Genomic DNA, 13271 nt, shown 5'->3' with positions numbered 1-13271 from the left:
TTCATAATGATTTTCCCCTTTTCAAAAATTACATGTATACGATAGTTTTAAGAAGTATACAATTATATTTTATAATACCCCACCCCTGCCTATTTGTCAAGGATTATACACCAAAAAATGCAGGTAATAGGTGGGCAAAGTCCAAGCCTAAATATAAAAAGCGGACAAAACTAGTTTTGTCCGCTTTTTATATTTAATTTATTAATTTGAAGATTTGATGATAAAGAATCTCAAAAATCAAAATCTTTTTGTCCCAGCCTCTTTTTGATTTCTTATTTGCGTTTTGGTGGGTTGTGAATCGCTACTCCCAAGACATCCAAGAAGGCTTCGTACATGACTTCTGAGAAGGTTGGGTGACCATGGATTGATGCTGCTACATCATCTACTGTCAATTCTGATTCCATAATCGTTGCGGCTTCGTTGATCATTTCAGCTGCTACTGGTCCAATGATGTGAACACCAAGGATTTCATGGTATTTCTTATCCGCAATGACTTTAACAAATCCGTGTGCTTCGTTTGACGCAATGGCACGACCATTTCCAGTAAAGCTACATTTACCGATTAAGATGTCGTTTCCGTATTGCTCACGCGCTTGCTCTTCGGTTAAACCAACCATGGCAATTTCTGGGTGTGTGTAAACTGCTGCTGGTGTGAAGTCGAGTTTTGCTTTATGGTGGTTACCGTTAATCGCATTTTCAGCTGCTACTTCACCCATACGGTAAGCAGCGTGGGCAAGCATCTTCGTACCGTTGACATCACCCGGTGCATAGATACCTGGGATGGATGTTTCTTGGTAAGCGTTGACCTTGATACGTCCACGGTCCATTTCAAGGTTAAGATTTTCAAGACCAGCCAATTGTGGCACACGTCCGATTGAAAGAAGAGCTTTTTCAGATACGATTTCTGATCCGTCGTTCAATTTGATGGTCAATTGGTTGTTGGCTTCAATGATTTCAGAGACACCAACTGAAGTCAAGAATTTCATGCCTTTCTTAGAAAGGACTTTTTGAAGTTCAACAGACACTTCACGGTCCATACCTGGAATGATACGGTCTGCCATTTCGACAACAGTTACTTCTGTACCGTATGACGCATAGACAAGTCCAAGTTCCACTCCGACAACTCCACCACCCATTACAGTAAGGGATTTTGGAATTTCACGAAGGTCAAGGATGTCATCTGATGTCAAGACAAGTTTTGAGTCAATCCCTGGAATGTTGATACGAGATACTTTTGAACCTGTCGCAAGAACGATGCTACGTCCTTTGATAGTTTGACTACCGATTGTCACAGTCTTATCAGGGTTTACTTGACCAAGACCATTGAAAATCGTCACCTTGTTGGCTTTCAAGAGACCTTGTACCCCACCTGTCAATGTCTTGACAACTGAATTTTTAAAGTCTACTGTCTTATCCATGTCGATTGTGTAGTTTGTTGAAGCAAGGTTGATACCACGACCAGCCGCAATCTTCAATCCGTCAAGGATTTCAGCATTTTTTAGGTAAGTTTTTGTTGGGATACATCCTTTGTTCAAGCATGTTCCACCAAATTCTGATTTCTCAACGATGGCAATTTTTCCACCTAATTGAGCACCACGAATGGCTGCGTAGTATCCTGCAGGACCTCCACCGACAACGACCATATCGTATTCGTCAGCTGCTAGTTCTGCTTTTGGTGCTGCTGGCGCTTCAGCTGGAGCTGCTGGTACTTCAAGACCTGCCGCCTTCAAATCTGCGGTTGCTTGAGCAACATCTGCTGCTGGTGCTGCACCTGCTTCCACCACTTCGCCTTCTGCACCGATGTAGCCGATAACTTCTGTTACAGGTACTGTCTCACCGTTACCACGAACGATTTTCAACAAGATTCCTGAATCTTCTGCTTCCAATTCCATGCTGGTCTTATCAGACATCATTTCCAAGATAACGTCACCTTCGTTGACCACATCACCTTCTTGTTTTTTCCACTCGATGATTTCACCTTCTTGCATGTCAACGCCAAGTTTCGGCATAATAATTTCAACTGCCATATTTAAGATACCAAGAGCGAAAAGAAAGTGACCGAAAAATGGGAAATCGTTGAAAATCCTGATTTTCTAAACGATTTATCCTTTTTTCGAACTTCCGCTCAGGTTCAATGATAAACCCGATTCACTTTCTATTCGTCCAATTCCTTTCTTTTCTTCTTAATTTTTCAAGTCTAATGAGGTTCTCACTCAGATCAGTTTCCTTTTAGTCAAACGGTTCTTACTTGAATGTTTATTGTTGCTTACGGATATTTTCCCAAGAGCTAGGACAGCAGCAACCTCCTCCAAGGAAGAATACTGTCGCTTTCTTTACGCCCTTATATCAGTAATTCCAATGGATTTTCAAGTAAGTTCTTCAAATCAACCATGAACTTGGCACCATTCATACCGTCGATAATGCGGTGGTCAATGGTCAAGCAGAGGGCCATAATTGGACGGATTTTGATTTCGCCGTCAATCACGACTGGTGTTTGAACAGTGGAAGCAACTCCGAGAATGGCTGAGTTTGGTTGGTTGATAATTGGGTTAAAGGTCTTGGTACCAAACATACCGAGGTTGGTAATCGAGAAGGTTGAACCAGACATTTCTGCCCCTTTCAACTTACCTGATTGGGCTTTCTTGATGACATCTTTTGATGCCACCACAAAGTCAGACAGGCTCATCTTATCTGCCCCGTGTACAACTGGTACGACCAAACCATCGTCCAAACCAACGGCAATTCCAAGGTTGACAAACTTGTGCAACTCAATTTCTTGCGCATCGTTGATGAGTGAGGCATTCATGTAGCGGTGCTCTTCTTTCATCAAGGTACGAGTAACCGCTAGACCAATCAAGTCTGTAAAGGTTACTTTCAAGCCCGTCTTATTCATGATTGGCTCAAGAACTTGTTTCCGAAGCGCCATCAAGTTGGTCATGTCAATGTCGTAGTTAAGTGTAAAGGTTGGCGCAGTAAGGTAAGAGTTGACCATTCCTTTTGAGATAGCCTTACGCATTGGGCTCATCTTGATGATTTCAACACCTTCTGGCAATTCTTTGGCTGGTTTTTCTGCTGCCTTAGCTGGAGCTGGCTCAACAGTTTCTGGTTGGCTAGCTGCTAGAGCTGCAAGAACATCTTCCTTGAGAATTTTGCCATTGACACCTGTTCCAACAATTTCTTCGAGATTGATGCCTTTATCAGCTGCGATGCGACGAGCAAGTGGCGTTGCCTTAGGAGCCGCACCCTTGAAGTCTTCAACATCTGATTTGTGGACACGACCATTTGCCCCAGTTCCTGGAACTAGTCCAAGGTCAATATCCAATTCTTTGGCTAATTTACGAGCAGCTGGGGTAGCCCGTACTTTCCCACCACCTTGTGGTTTTGCAGCTGGTGCAGGAGCTGCGGCTACCGCTACTGGTGCAGCTTCAACAGGCGCGGTTTCTGCTGCTGGCGCAGGAGCTGCGCTTGCTGCCACATCCACGCTTTCTCCTTCTGCTCCAAGATAGGCAATGACTTCTGTAACAGGTACGGTCGCACCATTGCCATGAACAATTTTCAGCAGGACACCTGAGTCTTCAGCTTCCAATTCCATGCTGGTCTTATCAGACATCATTTCCAAGAGGACATCGCCTTCATTGACAACATCGCCTTCTTGTTTTTTCCACTCGATGATTTCACCTTCTTGCATGTCCACACCGAGTTTAGGCATGATAATTTCTATTGCCATGTAATCTTCCTTTCTGTTTTTTCCATTCTTTTCAGCTAGAAAACAAGGGAGCGACGGCTTTGAATCTTGCAAAACCGTCTTCCTCTTTTTTTAACCTTTATTCACTTGTTTGTAAATAGCAGCCTTAATTTTTTCAACGTTTGGCAATACTGCATTTTCAAGAATGTTAGCATAAGGAACTGGAACGTCGTCAGAAGCGATACGAACAACTGGTGCATCTAGGTAATCAAAGGCTTCGCTTTCTGTAATAATCGATGCAATCTCACCGATGAAGCCGCCTGTCTTATACGCATCATTGACAAGAATCACTTTTCCAGTTTTCTTAACAGAATTGATAATCAATTCTTTGTCAAGAGGAATGAGGGTACGTGGGTCAACGACCTCTACGCTGATGCCTTCTGCTGCTACTTCGTCAGCTGCTTGAAGAACACGTTCCAACATACGACCGTAAGAGACAATCGTCACGTCTGTGCCTTCGCGTTTGATTTCACCTTTTCCAAGTGGAATGTAGAAATCTGGGTCAAGGTTGACTTCTTCTTTCTTACCGTAGAGTGCTTTTGGCTCTAGGAAGATAACTGGGTTGTTATCCAAGATAGAAGATTTCAACAATCCCTTAGCATCGTTGGCTGTACCTGGTGCGACCACCTTGATTCCTGGGATATGGGTCAACCATGCTTCAAGAGATTGTGAGTGCTGCGCAGCTGATCCAATACCTGAACCTGATGCCACACGGAAAGTGACAGGAGTTTTCAAGCCACCACCAAACATGTAGTTGGTTTTCGCTGCTTGGTTGACAATCGCATCAAGGGCAATAGTAATAAAGTCCATGAAGGTCAAGTCTACAATTGGACGAAGACCTGTTTGAGCGGCACCGACTGCTGAACCTGCAATCGCTGCTTCAGAGATAGGTGTGTCGCGAACGCGTTTTTCACCAAATTCTTCCAACATTCCAACAGATGTTCCGAAGTCTCCACCGTAGATTCCTACGTCTTCTCCCATCAAGAATACGCGTTCATCCTTACGCATTTCCTCGCTTTGCGCCAAGTTAATCGCTTCACGCAAGGCCATTACTTTTGTTTCAGTCATGTTTTTCTCCTAGAAAATATCAAATCTTAGTTGTTCCCCTGGGGAATTCTTACCGTTTCTTTCCTTGTTTGAGGAATTAGTCCACAAACACATCTTCGTATGCGATCGAAATGTCTGGATCTGGACTTTCTTGGGCAAACTTCACAGATGCTTCTACTTCTTCGGCAACTTGTGCTTCAATGGCATCCAATTCTTCGTCTGTTGCAATCTTGTTTTCTGTCAAGTAAGCGCGGTATTTTTTAAGCGGATCTTTTGCTTTCCAAGCATCCACTTCTTCTTTGGTACGATAAACACCTGCATCCGCAGTTGAGTGTCCAAACCAGCGGTATGATTCAACCTCTACAAGGGCAGGACCATTTCCAGCACGAACGTACTCGATCACCTCATGCATTTTTTCGTAAACAGCTACGACATCATTTCCGTCTTCTACGTAATGACCTGGCATACCGTAGGCATCTGCACGTAGGTAAAGATGAGGAATTTTTGTTGAGTAAGTAATATCTGTTGAAATACCGTAACGGTTGTTAATGATAAAGAAAATAACTGGTAAATTCCAAACGGCAGCCAAGTTCATAGACTCGTGGAAGCTACCTTCGTTGGTCGCTGAATCTCCTGAAAAGGCGATAACGATATTGTCTGTTCCAAGATATTGTTGGCTAAGGGCCGCACCGACTGCAAGGGCATAACCACCACCAACGATACCGTTTGTTCCGTAGTTTCCTTTTTCAAGGTTTGCCAAGTGCATAGAACCACCGCGTCCTTTTGAGGAACCAGTAGCCTTACCAGCAAGTTCAGCCATCATGGCATTGATGTCAATTCCTTTGGCAATGGTTTGACCATGTCCACGGTGATTTGAAAAGATAATGTCTTGGTCTGTCAAATCCGCAATTGCTCCAACTGAAGCAGCCTCTTCTCCGACTGAGAAGTGGGTCATTCCTTGTACAAATCCACGGCGAACAAGTTTATTCAATTTCATGTCCACATCACGGATTTGTTGCATTTTTAAAAACATGTCTAAATGTTTTTCTTTTGAAATAGATACCATAATTTCCTCCAAAGTTATTCTGTTTCCTTTCTATGATAATCCAAAAATTCACAAATAGCAAATAATTTAACCGTTTTCTATCGGATGTTGACCTTGAAAGAAAACTTGAATTCGTGCGTTTTTTCACAATTTTATAAGGTGCTATTTTTACGGTTATGTTCTTTTTTTCACAAACTTTTGTAAGCGTTGAACCTTCTGCCATTTTATGGTAAAATAACTGCGGAGGTTGCTATGGATTTCGATTTATTTTTACTGATTTGCAACTACATTGGGACCATCTCATTTGCCGTTTCTGGAACGATTAAAGGATTTAAGAAGAAACTCGATATTTTCGGCATTACTCTGCTTGCAACGATTACGGCAATTGGTGGGGGTGTCATTCGCGACACCATGGTGAACCGAGTGCCTGCTGCTCTCGTGGAACCCTCTTCTATCTATCTCTCCATTGTCGTATCCATCATCATGTACTTGTTTGTCGTGATGAAGAAAAATGAATCGCCACGCGACAAAACCTTGTATCAATTTCTCAGCAAGACCAATCTGGTCTTTGATGCGATTGGCCTCGTCATCTTTGCCCTCATCGGAGCAAGTACCGGAGTGGAACTGGGTTTGAATTGTATGACATCCGGTATTTTGGCAGCCCTGACAGGAGTTGGTGGCGGAATCGTCCGCGATTTGCTGGTCAATGAGACCCCTGTCGTCTTAAAAGAAGATGTCTATGCTGTGCTTGCCCTCTTTACCGGCATTAGCTACCATATTCTAGTTCTCGACTGGAAATGGGCCAGAATTCCCGTCTTTATCAGCCTTTTCTCCTTTTTCCTCCTCATCCGCCTCCTCGTCATCAAGTACCACATCAATCTGCCAAACATGGAAAAAACAAACAAAAAACGCTGAAAACAGCGTTTTTTCTATTGCGATTGTACAACGATTACCACCCACCTGGTCGTCCGCCGCCAAAGCCTCCGCTACCAGGTCCAGTTGCTACAATCTCGGTTTGTTTTTGCCCATTGACCGTGACATCACCACCAGTGAATTCGACAGTTCCATCAAAATCAAAACCTGAAGTTGGGGCTGTCACATTGATGGTACCACCTGAGATGGAGATGTCTCCATTTGAATCAAAGGCATCTGTATCACCTTGACCAACGCTAACATCGATAGTACCTCCTGTGACCTTAATGAAGATATCGGCCCCCATGGCATCGCTTGCAGCATTGATTCCGTCATCTGTTGAGGTGACATTAACCGTTCCACCGTTGATGGTCACATTCGTCCCTTCAAGTCCCTCCGTGCTATTCTTCACGGTCACTTGACCGTCATCGATGGTCAAACTAGACTCTGCCTTGATGCCGTCATCGCCAGCCTGTACAGCGATGATTCCACCGATAATCTCTACATTACCTTTGGTCGTATCTTGGTCATTGTTAGACTTAATCCCGTCACCTGTTGCGGTGACGTCAAGCATACCACCCTTGATAGTCACCGAATCTTTCCCACGGATACCGTCATCTGTAGCCGTTACCCGCAGACTTCCTGACTCAATGGTAAGATCGTCTGAAGACACAATCCCATCTTCAAAGTTCCCTTCTACTGTCAAGCTACCTTCTCCTCGAATGGTCAAATCAGCCTTTGCATGAATGGCTCCTTCAATATTGCTATCGGTGTGCTGCTGACTGTCTGAAACGGTATTAGTCGTTCCCTCTTGCAGTTCCAGCACCACATGATCCGCTGCCTCAACATAAATCGCAGCCGTATCCCGACTTGAAATGGTTGCTCCTGCTAAAACCAAGCGAACATTGCCAGTCGTATGGATCTTAACCCCTGCCGTTGTTGTCCCCTTGAGCACATAGGTTCCTGCCTCTGTAATAGTCAAGCCATCATTTGTCAAGGTCACTTCCTTGGTCGGCAAACTATTCCAATCCATCGTGCTAGAGCTTTTGTTCGCTGTCCTTGCTACCTGACTACTTTGGGTGCTCATCGATGATTGACCAGACGCTGTTGAACAGGCTGCAAGCAAGGTCAGGCTCAATAGCGTAACCGACGATACTAATACTGTTTTTACATTCATTCACGTTTCCTCAATTCTATGATTCTTGATTCCCTGCGAAAACCACCCATAGGATTTCTGTAGACAATCAACATAGAAATAGTATAAGTCTGTATTCTGAAAAAACCTTTAAACTTTTCTGAAATAAAACTTAAATGAGGTTGGGCTAAGCACCCAACCTCTTTGTATTTATCTGTATGCTTGATACGTTTATAGCGATTTGACAGCTACGACTTCGATTTCAACTTTCGCTCCTTTTGGAAGATTTGCTACTTCAAATGCAGAACGTGCAGGGTAGGGAGCAGAGAAATAAGAAGCATAGACGTCATTCATCTTAGCGAATTCTGCAATATCAGCTAAATAGACTGTTGTTTTAATGACATGCTCCAGTCCCAATCCAACTTCCTCTAAGATGGCTTTTACATTTTCCAAGGAACACTTGGTTTGATCTACGATATCCTCACTCGGAAACTCATTCGTTTCGGTGACAATAGGTAATTGCCCAGAGAGAAAGACGAGATTATCGATTTCTATCGCCTGTGAATATGGACCAATTGCACCAGGTGCTTGATTTGTACTAATCTGTTTTTTCATGACACTCCCTCATCCTTATCCATTTTCAAGCATTGGCTCTGCCTTTTGCAGCCATTTTTTACCTTCGACAACCCTTGCAATCACCATTGCAAGTCCGGTGTCACCAGTTACATTGATTGCTGTGGCAGGCGCATCTGTAATGGTTCCAATTAATACCATAATTGGAATGGACACTGTTGGGAATCCAAATACCGAAATGATAAAGATTTCCGCAACATAACCACCACCTGGTATTCCACCCATGACAACAGAAGCAATAACTGCTACCAGAATAGACATCAAAATATTTCGAGGTGTCGCGTAATCGACATTAAAGACTGAGCAAAGGAGGGCAATTTTTAAGATTTGAATGATACATGCTCCGTCCTTATGCAGATTAGCACCTAATGGGATGGTCAAATCAGCAATTTCATCTGGGATGCCAATCTTTTTCGCATGCAATAAATTGACTGGAAGACTAGCAGCAGAAGAACAAGTCCCTAGCGCAGTCAAGGTTGGAGCTGCTGCTCCTTTCCACCATACTTTTACACCGTCCACTCCTGCACCAATGTACGCCATAAGAGTCTGCGACACAATATAGTAAACAAATACAACCACCAAATATACCAAAATAGCTTTGGATAATGGTCCTACAATTTCTTGACCATACTGACCGATTAAAATCGCAAAATAACAACCTAAACCTAACGGTGCCAATTTCATAATGATATTGATAATCTTAATGATGACAGTCGTCAAATTTTCCATCGCCTTTAAAATAGGAGTTCCTTGCTCACCAGCCTGAATCACACCGATTGAAAAGATAATCGTAAAGACAATCAGCGCCATGAGATTCCCCTTGGAGAAAAGAAGAGGAAAATCACCAACGGTAAACATACCAAGGACATTCAAACTACTTTCAGTAGTGGTCACTTGCTCTGTCATATTTAAGTTGACACCTTTTCCTAGATTCACCAGGACAGACGGTACAACCATAAAGAGACAAGAAATAATGCCTGAAAGAATCGTCCCGACAGAAAATGTGAGCATGATTTTCCGCAATTTGCGTAAATCTTTCATCTTGGCAATTGCCGCAGTCAAGGAACAGAAAATCAATGGTACGACGCAACAATAGAGTAGATTTAAAAAGGTATCAGCAATCGGCTGTAGAAAGCTAGCTTTTTCACCTAGAAATGCACCACAACCTCCACCGATAAACATTGAAGCTAATAAAATAAATGAAGATTTATACGTTTCCCAAATTTTTTTCATCTCAACACCTTATTTCTTATACTCTGCCAAACATGCTTTGATATTTTGAATCGCTTTTTGGACAATTTCTGGTCTTGTCCCCATATTTAATCGAATGAAGCCATGATAATTTTCACCAAACCATTCACCGTAATCAACCGCTAGACGGCATTTTTCTTGGACAAACTCTTTCATCTTATCAACTGGCACAAGATTACGCAAATCCATAAAGACGAGATAGGTTCCTTCTAGTGGAGTAATATAAACTTCTGGAAAATCTTTCATCTCTTCAACTACTAGTTGATAGTTACTGTAGATGACTTCCTTGACCGCTTCATACCATTCCTGTCCACCCACTAAGGCCGCCTCTACAGCAGTGATGCCAAAAATGTTCACCTCAACGGAGTAATAGATTTTCATAAAGTCATCCCATTTTTGTCTCATCTCATCATTTTCAATGACAATAGTCGAAGTCAAACAGGTTGCCAGATTAAAAGTTTTAGATGAAGCAAAAGCTGTAATCAAACGATCACGGTATTTCCCACCTGCAACGAGAGCAGACGGAATATGTTTCTTTTCTCCAAATACTAAATCTTGGTGAATTTCATCCGAAATAATCAAGACATCGTGGCGCTCACATATTTCAAATAAGCGTTCTAGCTCTTCTTCCTCCCATACTCTACCTGCTGGATTTGCTGGAGAACAGTGGATATACATTTTCACATCGTTGTCAATGATAGATTGCTCAAAGCGTTCAAAATCAATGGTGAATTGTCCTTTATCATAGTTTAAGTCACAGGTCACTAATCTTCGCTCACTGTCTTTCACACAGTTATGGAACGGATAATAGACAGGGGTCATAATCAAGATGGAATCACCTTTTTCTGTATAGAGATTAACACTCCAGTATAGGGCTGCAACGATTCCTGGCGAAATACGAATCCACTCTTTTTGAACTTCATAGCCATGATGGTCTTTTTCCCACTTCATCACGGCTTCATAGTAAGAGTCTGGGACATATGAATATCCATAAATACCATGTTCTACTCGCTCACGTAGTGCATCCACGATACACTCAGGTGCCTTAAATTCCATATCAGCGACCCACATCGAAATGAGATCTGGATCTCCAAAACGAACATCCAAAGCATCCCATTTCAAGCTATTTGTTCCCATCCTGTCTGTTGCATATCTGGTCAAAAATTCTTCTTTTTTCATCTTAGGTATCCCTTTATTCTAATGTATCTTGTATCAAGAACTTCGCGAATGATTCTTTTTTACATTGTCATTATAACATACAAAGTAATCGTTTCCAATAATTTTTTATAAAAAATATAAAAAATTATAAATATTTTTTATTATCTTCTTGGAAAAGGACGACTTTGCTCAATAAAAAGGAAAAATATGATAAAATAATGATGATTATGTTACTTGAACGAAGAGGTGCCCTATGAATCCACAATTGAAATCCTACATCCCAATCATTGACTTTCTTTCGCTCATTCTAGGAAATGATACAGAGATTGTACTGCAAGACTTTACAAAAGGATTAGATCATTCTTTGGTTTACATTAAAAATAATTTATCTGAGCGTGAAATTGGTGCACCTGCTACTGATTTTGTGTTAGATGTTTTAAAATCAAAATTGTATAAAGAAAAAGACTATGTCGTCAATTACCATACTAAGACAGTTAGCGGTAGAGAGCTCTATTCATCTAGCTTCTTTATCAAAAATGAACAGGAGCAACTCCTTGGCATGCTCTGTATCAATTCTGATAAATCTAAATTACTCTCTCTCAAACGCCTTTTTGAATCAAGCCTTGAAACGATTGATAGCCTATTTCAGACAGAAGAGACAAATTCCAGCACAAAAGATATTACTGAAAATTTCTACTCAACACCTGAAAACTTAATTGAAGCGACTATTTTGCAAGAAACACAAGGACTCAGTCTCGGGACCTACAATCTAACAAAAAACGAAAAAATTGCCATTGTCCGCTCGCTTTACCAGAAAGGCTTCTTTGAACTCAAAGATTCCGTATCAAAAATAGCTGAAACGTTTAGAATGTCTGATGTGAGCATCTATAAGTATATCCAAACCGTACGCCAAGAAAAACAAGACTAATATAAGGGGTTAGACAAAGTGTCCAACCCCTTTTACTTTATAGCTATCTATCAACCAAATGGAAAAATCATCATGTTATTTTTAATTTCTCTATCTCCACCACTTTATCACAGACTCTAGCCAGTAGTTCATCATCGTGGGAGATGAGCAGGACGAGTTTGTTCTTGGATTTTAAGAATTGTAGCTGGATTGCCAGTTGTTCCATCTGCTGTCTATCAAGACCACTAGAGGGTTCATCCAGAATGATGATTTCCTTATCGCTCAACAAGCTAGCCGCAATCATGAGGCGTTGTTGCTCGCCCATCGACAGACTCATCGGGTGGCGGTCTAAGAGATGAGATAGGCGAAAGGCCTCGAGAATTGCCTCATCTAACGAGCCTCGTTCTCGCCCTAGCATCAGCTCCTTTTCCACCCGTTCTGTGATCAATTGCAGGCGTACATCTTGCATGACATAGGCCATGGTAGCAAGACGTTTTCGAGCAAGTAAGATTTGACCTTGCCAAATGACGGGACCTGTTTTTTCTCCCTCCAAGCCCAGTAAAGAACGGGCAAAACTCGTTTTCCCAGAACCATTTGCCCCTACTAGACCAACAACCTGACCCGGAGCAAGCACGAGCGGCTCTAATTGGTAGAGAAATGTGCCATTATTGTAGACGCAAAAGGCAGGTAATTCCAGCCCTGCTTGGTCATTGGCAAAGGCTTGAGCCATGGCTCTAACCTGTGCTTGATAGGGAGCATTATCAGAAGTCCGCAAGCCCCATTCCGCTCGCTTTTCTTCCGTATAAGCTAGAAATTCATGCGCTGACAACCGCGCCACCAAGTCTCCCTCATGGAAATAAGCATAAGAATCCGCAATTTCTGCCAGATAGGCGAGGCGATGCTCCGCAATAATCAGGGTCTTGCCCTCTTTTTTTAATGCCGTCAACAATTCCTGCACCCGACGGACCCCTGCTTCATCTAAATTAGCCGTCGGCTCATCGAAGACCATAATGTCGGTTCCCTGCATGGCTGCTGTTCCAATGGCCACGACCTGTTTTTGCCCTCCAGACAAACTGGTCATTTCCCTAGGTAATAAGGGCTCCAAGCGAAACTGCTCGACTACTTCTGCCAAGCGTTTGGAAATCACAGCCCTGTCCAACCCTTGATTTTCACAGGGAAAAACCAGCTCTTGCAGGACTTCTTGGTGGAAAAATTGGGTTGCTGGATTCTGAAAAACAGATGATACGTGACTGGCTAAGAGCTCGACACTCGCCTCTTGATAAGGAATTGGACCGATACGAAGACTTCCTTCAATCTCTCCTTGATAGTATTCAGGGACAAGACCATTGATGAGGTGAAGAAGCGAAGACTTGCCAGACCCACTCGGACCGCACAAGACCAAGCATTGCCCTTTTGCAATCTTCAACTTCTCCACCTG

At 42.6% G+C, this 13271-nt stretch carries 11 protein-coding genes; 2 read left to right on the top strand and 9 right to left on the bottom strand.

Annotated features, from left to right (window positions below; all coding sequences use genetic code 11):
• Positions 1 to 272: 272 nt before the first annotated feature.
• The 4 genes from lpdA to BU202_RS06985 all read right to left on the bottom strand — a co-directional run bounded on the left by lpdA (position 273) and on the right by BU202_RS06985 (position 5858).
• The gene (gene lpdA / locus BU202_RS07000) at positions 273 to 2027 is read right to left on the bottom strand and encodes a dihydrolipoyl dehydrogenase (RefSeq protein WP_075105078.1); all 1755 of its coding nucleotides are present in this window, start codon (positions 2025 to 2027) and stop codon (positions 273 to 275) included.
• Positions 2028 to 2341: 314 nt separating this feature from the next.
• On the bottom strand, positions 2342 to 3727 hold the full coding sequence (locus BU202_RS06995) for a dihydrolipoamide acetyltransferase (protein WP_075105077.1): 1386 nt from the start codon (positions 3725 to 3727) through the stop codon (positions 2342 to 2344).
• A gap of 90 nt (positions 3728 to 3817) precedes the next feature.
• A complete protein-coding gene (locus BU202_RS06990) occupies positions 3818 to 4813 on the bottom strand; it encodes an alpha-ketoacid dehydrogenase subunit beta (RefSeq protein WP_075105076.1) in 996 nt (331 codons plus the stop codon).
• 76 nt (positions 4814 to 4889) lie between these two features.
• Positions 4890 to 5858, bottom strand: a complete 969-nt coding sequence (locus BU202_RS06985; protein WP_075105075.1) for a thiamine pyrophosphate-dependent dehydrogenase E1 component subunit alpha — start codon at positions 5856 to 5858, stop codon at positions 4890 to 4892.
• A gap of 231 nt (positions 5859 to 6089) precedes the next feature.
• Here BU202_RS06985 and BU202_RS06980 point away from each other — a divergent pair, with 231 nt between their 5' ends.
• On the top strand, positions 6090 to 6752 hold the full coding sequence (locus BU202_RS06980) for a trimeric intracellular cation channel family protein (RefSeq protein ID WP_075105074.1): 663 nt from the start codon (positions 6090 to 6092) through the stop codon (positions 6750 to 6752).
• 34 nt (positions 6753 to 6786) lie between these two features.
• Here BU202_RS06980 and BU202_RS06975 read toward each other — a convergent pair whose 3' ends face one another.
• The 4 genes from BU202_RS06975 to BU202_RS06960 form a co-directional block, all read right to left on the bottom strand.
• A complete protein-coding gene (locus tag BU202_RS06975; protein WP_075105073.1) occupies positions 6787 to 7926 on the bottom strand; it encodes a carbohydrate-binding domain-containing protein in 1140 nt (379 codons plus the stop codon).
• A gap of 189 nt (positions 7927 to 8115) precedes the next feature.
• A complete protein-coding gene (locus tag BU202_RS06970; RefSeq protein WP_075105072.1) occupies positions 8116 to 8499 on the bottom strand; it encodes a RidA family protein in 384 nt (127 codons plus the stop codon).
• A gap of 15 nt (positions 8500 to 8514) precedes the next feature.
• Positions 8515 to 9750 carry a dicarboxylate/amino acid:cation symporter gene (locus BU202_RS06965; RefSeq protein WP_075105071.1) on the bottom strand — a complete coding sequence of 412 codons (1236 nt, stop codon included), beginning with the start codon at positions 9748 to 9750 and terminating at the stop codon, positions 8515 to 8517.
• A gap of 9 nt (positions 9751 to 9759) precedes the next feature.
• Positions 9760 to 10947 carry a MalY/PatB family protein gene (locus BU202_RS06960; RefSeq protein WP_075105070.1) on the bottom strand — a complete coding sequence of 396 codons (1188 nt, stop codon included), beginning with the start codon at positions 10945 to 10947 and terminating at the stop codon, positions 9760 to 9762.
• Positions 10948 to 11179: 232 nt separating this feature from the next.
• Between BU202_RS06960 and BU202_RS06955 the strand changes: the two genes are divergently transcribed.
• The gene (locus BU202_RS06955) at positions 11180 to 11854 is read left to right on the top strand and encodes a helix-turn-helix transcriptional regulator (RefSeq protein ID WP_075105069.1); all 675 of its coding nucleotides are present in this window, start codon (positions 11180 to 11182) and stop codon (positions 11852 to 11854) included.
• Positions 11855 to 11924: 70 nt separating this feature from the next.
• Here BU202_RS06955 and BU202_RS06950 read toward each other — a convergent pair whose 3' ends face one another.
• Positions 11925 to 13268 (bottom strand): ABC transporter ATP-binding protein, encoded by a 1344-nt coding sequence (locus BU202_RS06950; protein ID WP_244149032.1) that lies wholly within the window; start codon positions 13266 to 13268, stop codon positions 11925 to 11927.
• Between the last annotated feature and the right edge of the window lie 3 nt (positions 13269 to 13271).

This window comes from Streptococcus cuniculi (assembly GCF_001921845.1).
In the GTDB taxonomy this organism is placed as follows: Bacteria; Bacillota; Bacilli; order Lactobacillales; family Streptococcaceae; genus Streptococcus; species Streptococcus cuniculi.
Note: the sequence above shows the minus strand (reverse complement) of the source record. Positions and strands in the feature narration are given on the sequence as shown.

What these genes read in the sequence shown, in the direction of transcription:
- BU202_RS06970 (WP_075105072.1), bottom strand. Translation starts at nt 8,499, where the DNA reads ATGAAAAAACAGATTAGTACAAATCAAGCACCTGGTGCAATTGGTCCA.
- BU202_RS06960 (WP_075105070.1), bottom strand. Translation starts at nt 10,947, where the DNA reads ATGAAAAAAGAAGAATTTTTGACCAGATATGCAACAGACAGGATGGGA.
- lpdA (WP_075105078.1), bottom strand. Translation starts at nt 2,027, where the DNA reads ATGGCAGTTGAAATTATTATGCCGAAACTTGGCGTTGACATGCAAGAA.
- BU202_RS06965 (WP_075105071.1), bottom strand. Translation starts at nt 9,750, where the DNA reads ATGAAAAAAATTTGGGAAACGTATAAATCTTCATTTATTTTATTAGCT.
- BU202_RS06995 (WP_075105077.1), bottom strand. Translation starts at nt 3,727, where the DNA reads ATGGCAATAGAAATTATCATGCCTAAACTCGGTGTGGACATGCAAGAA.
- BU202_RS06980 (WP_075105074.1), top strand. Translation starts at nt 6,090, where the DNA reads ATGGATTTCGATTTATTTTTACTGATTTGCAACTACATTGGGACCATC.
- BU202_RS06955 (WP_075105069.1), top strand. Translation starts at nt 11,180, where the DNA reads ATGAATCCACAATTGAAATCCTACATCCCAATCATTGACTTTCTTTCG.
- BU202_RS06985 (WP_075105075.1), bottom strand. Translation starts at nt 5,858, where the DNA reads ATGGTATCTATTTCAAAAGAAAAACATTTAGACATGTTTTTAAAAATG.
- BU202_RS06975 (WP_075105073.1), bottom strand. Translation starts at nt 7,926, where the DNA reads ATGAATGTAAAAACAGTATTAGTATCGTCGGTTACGCTATTGAGCCTG.
- BU202_RS06990 (WP_075105076.1), bottom strand. Translation starts at nt 4,813, where the DNA reads ATGACTGAAACAAAAGTAATGGCCTTGCGTGAAGCGATTAACTTGGCG.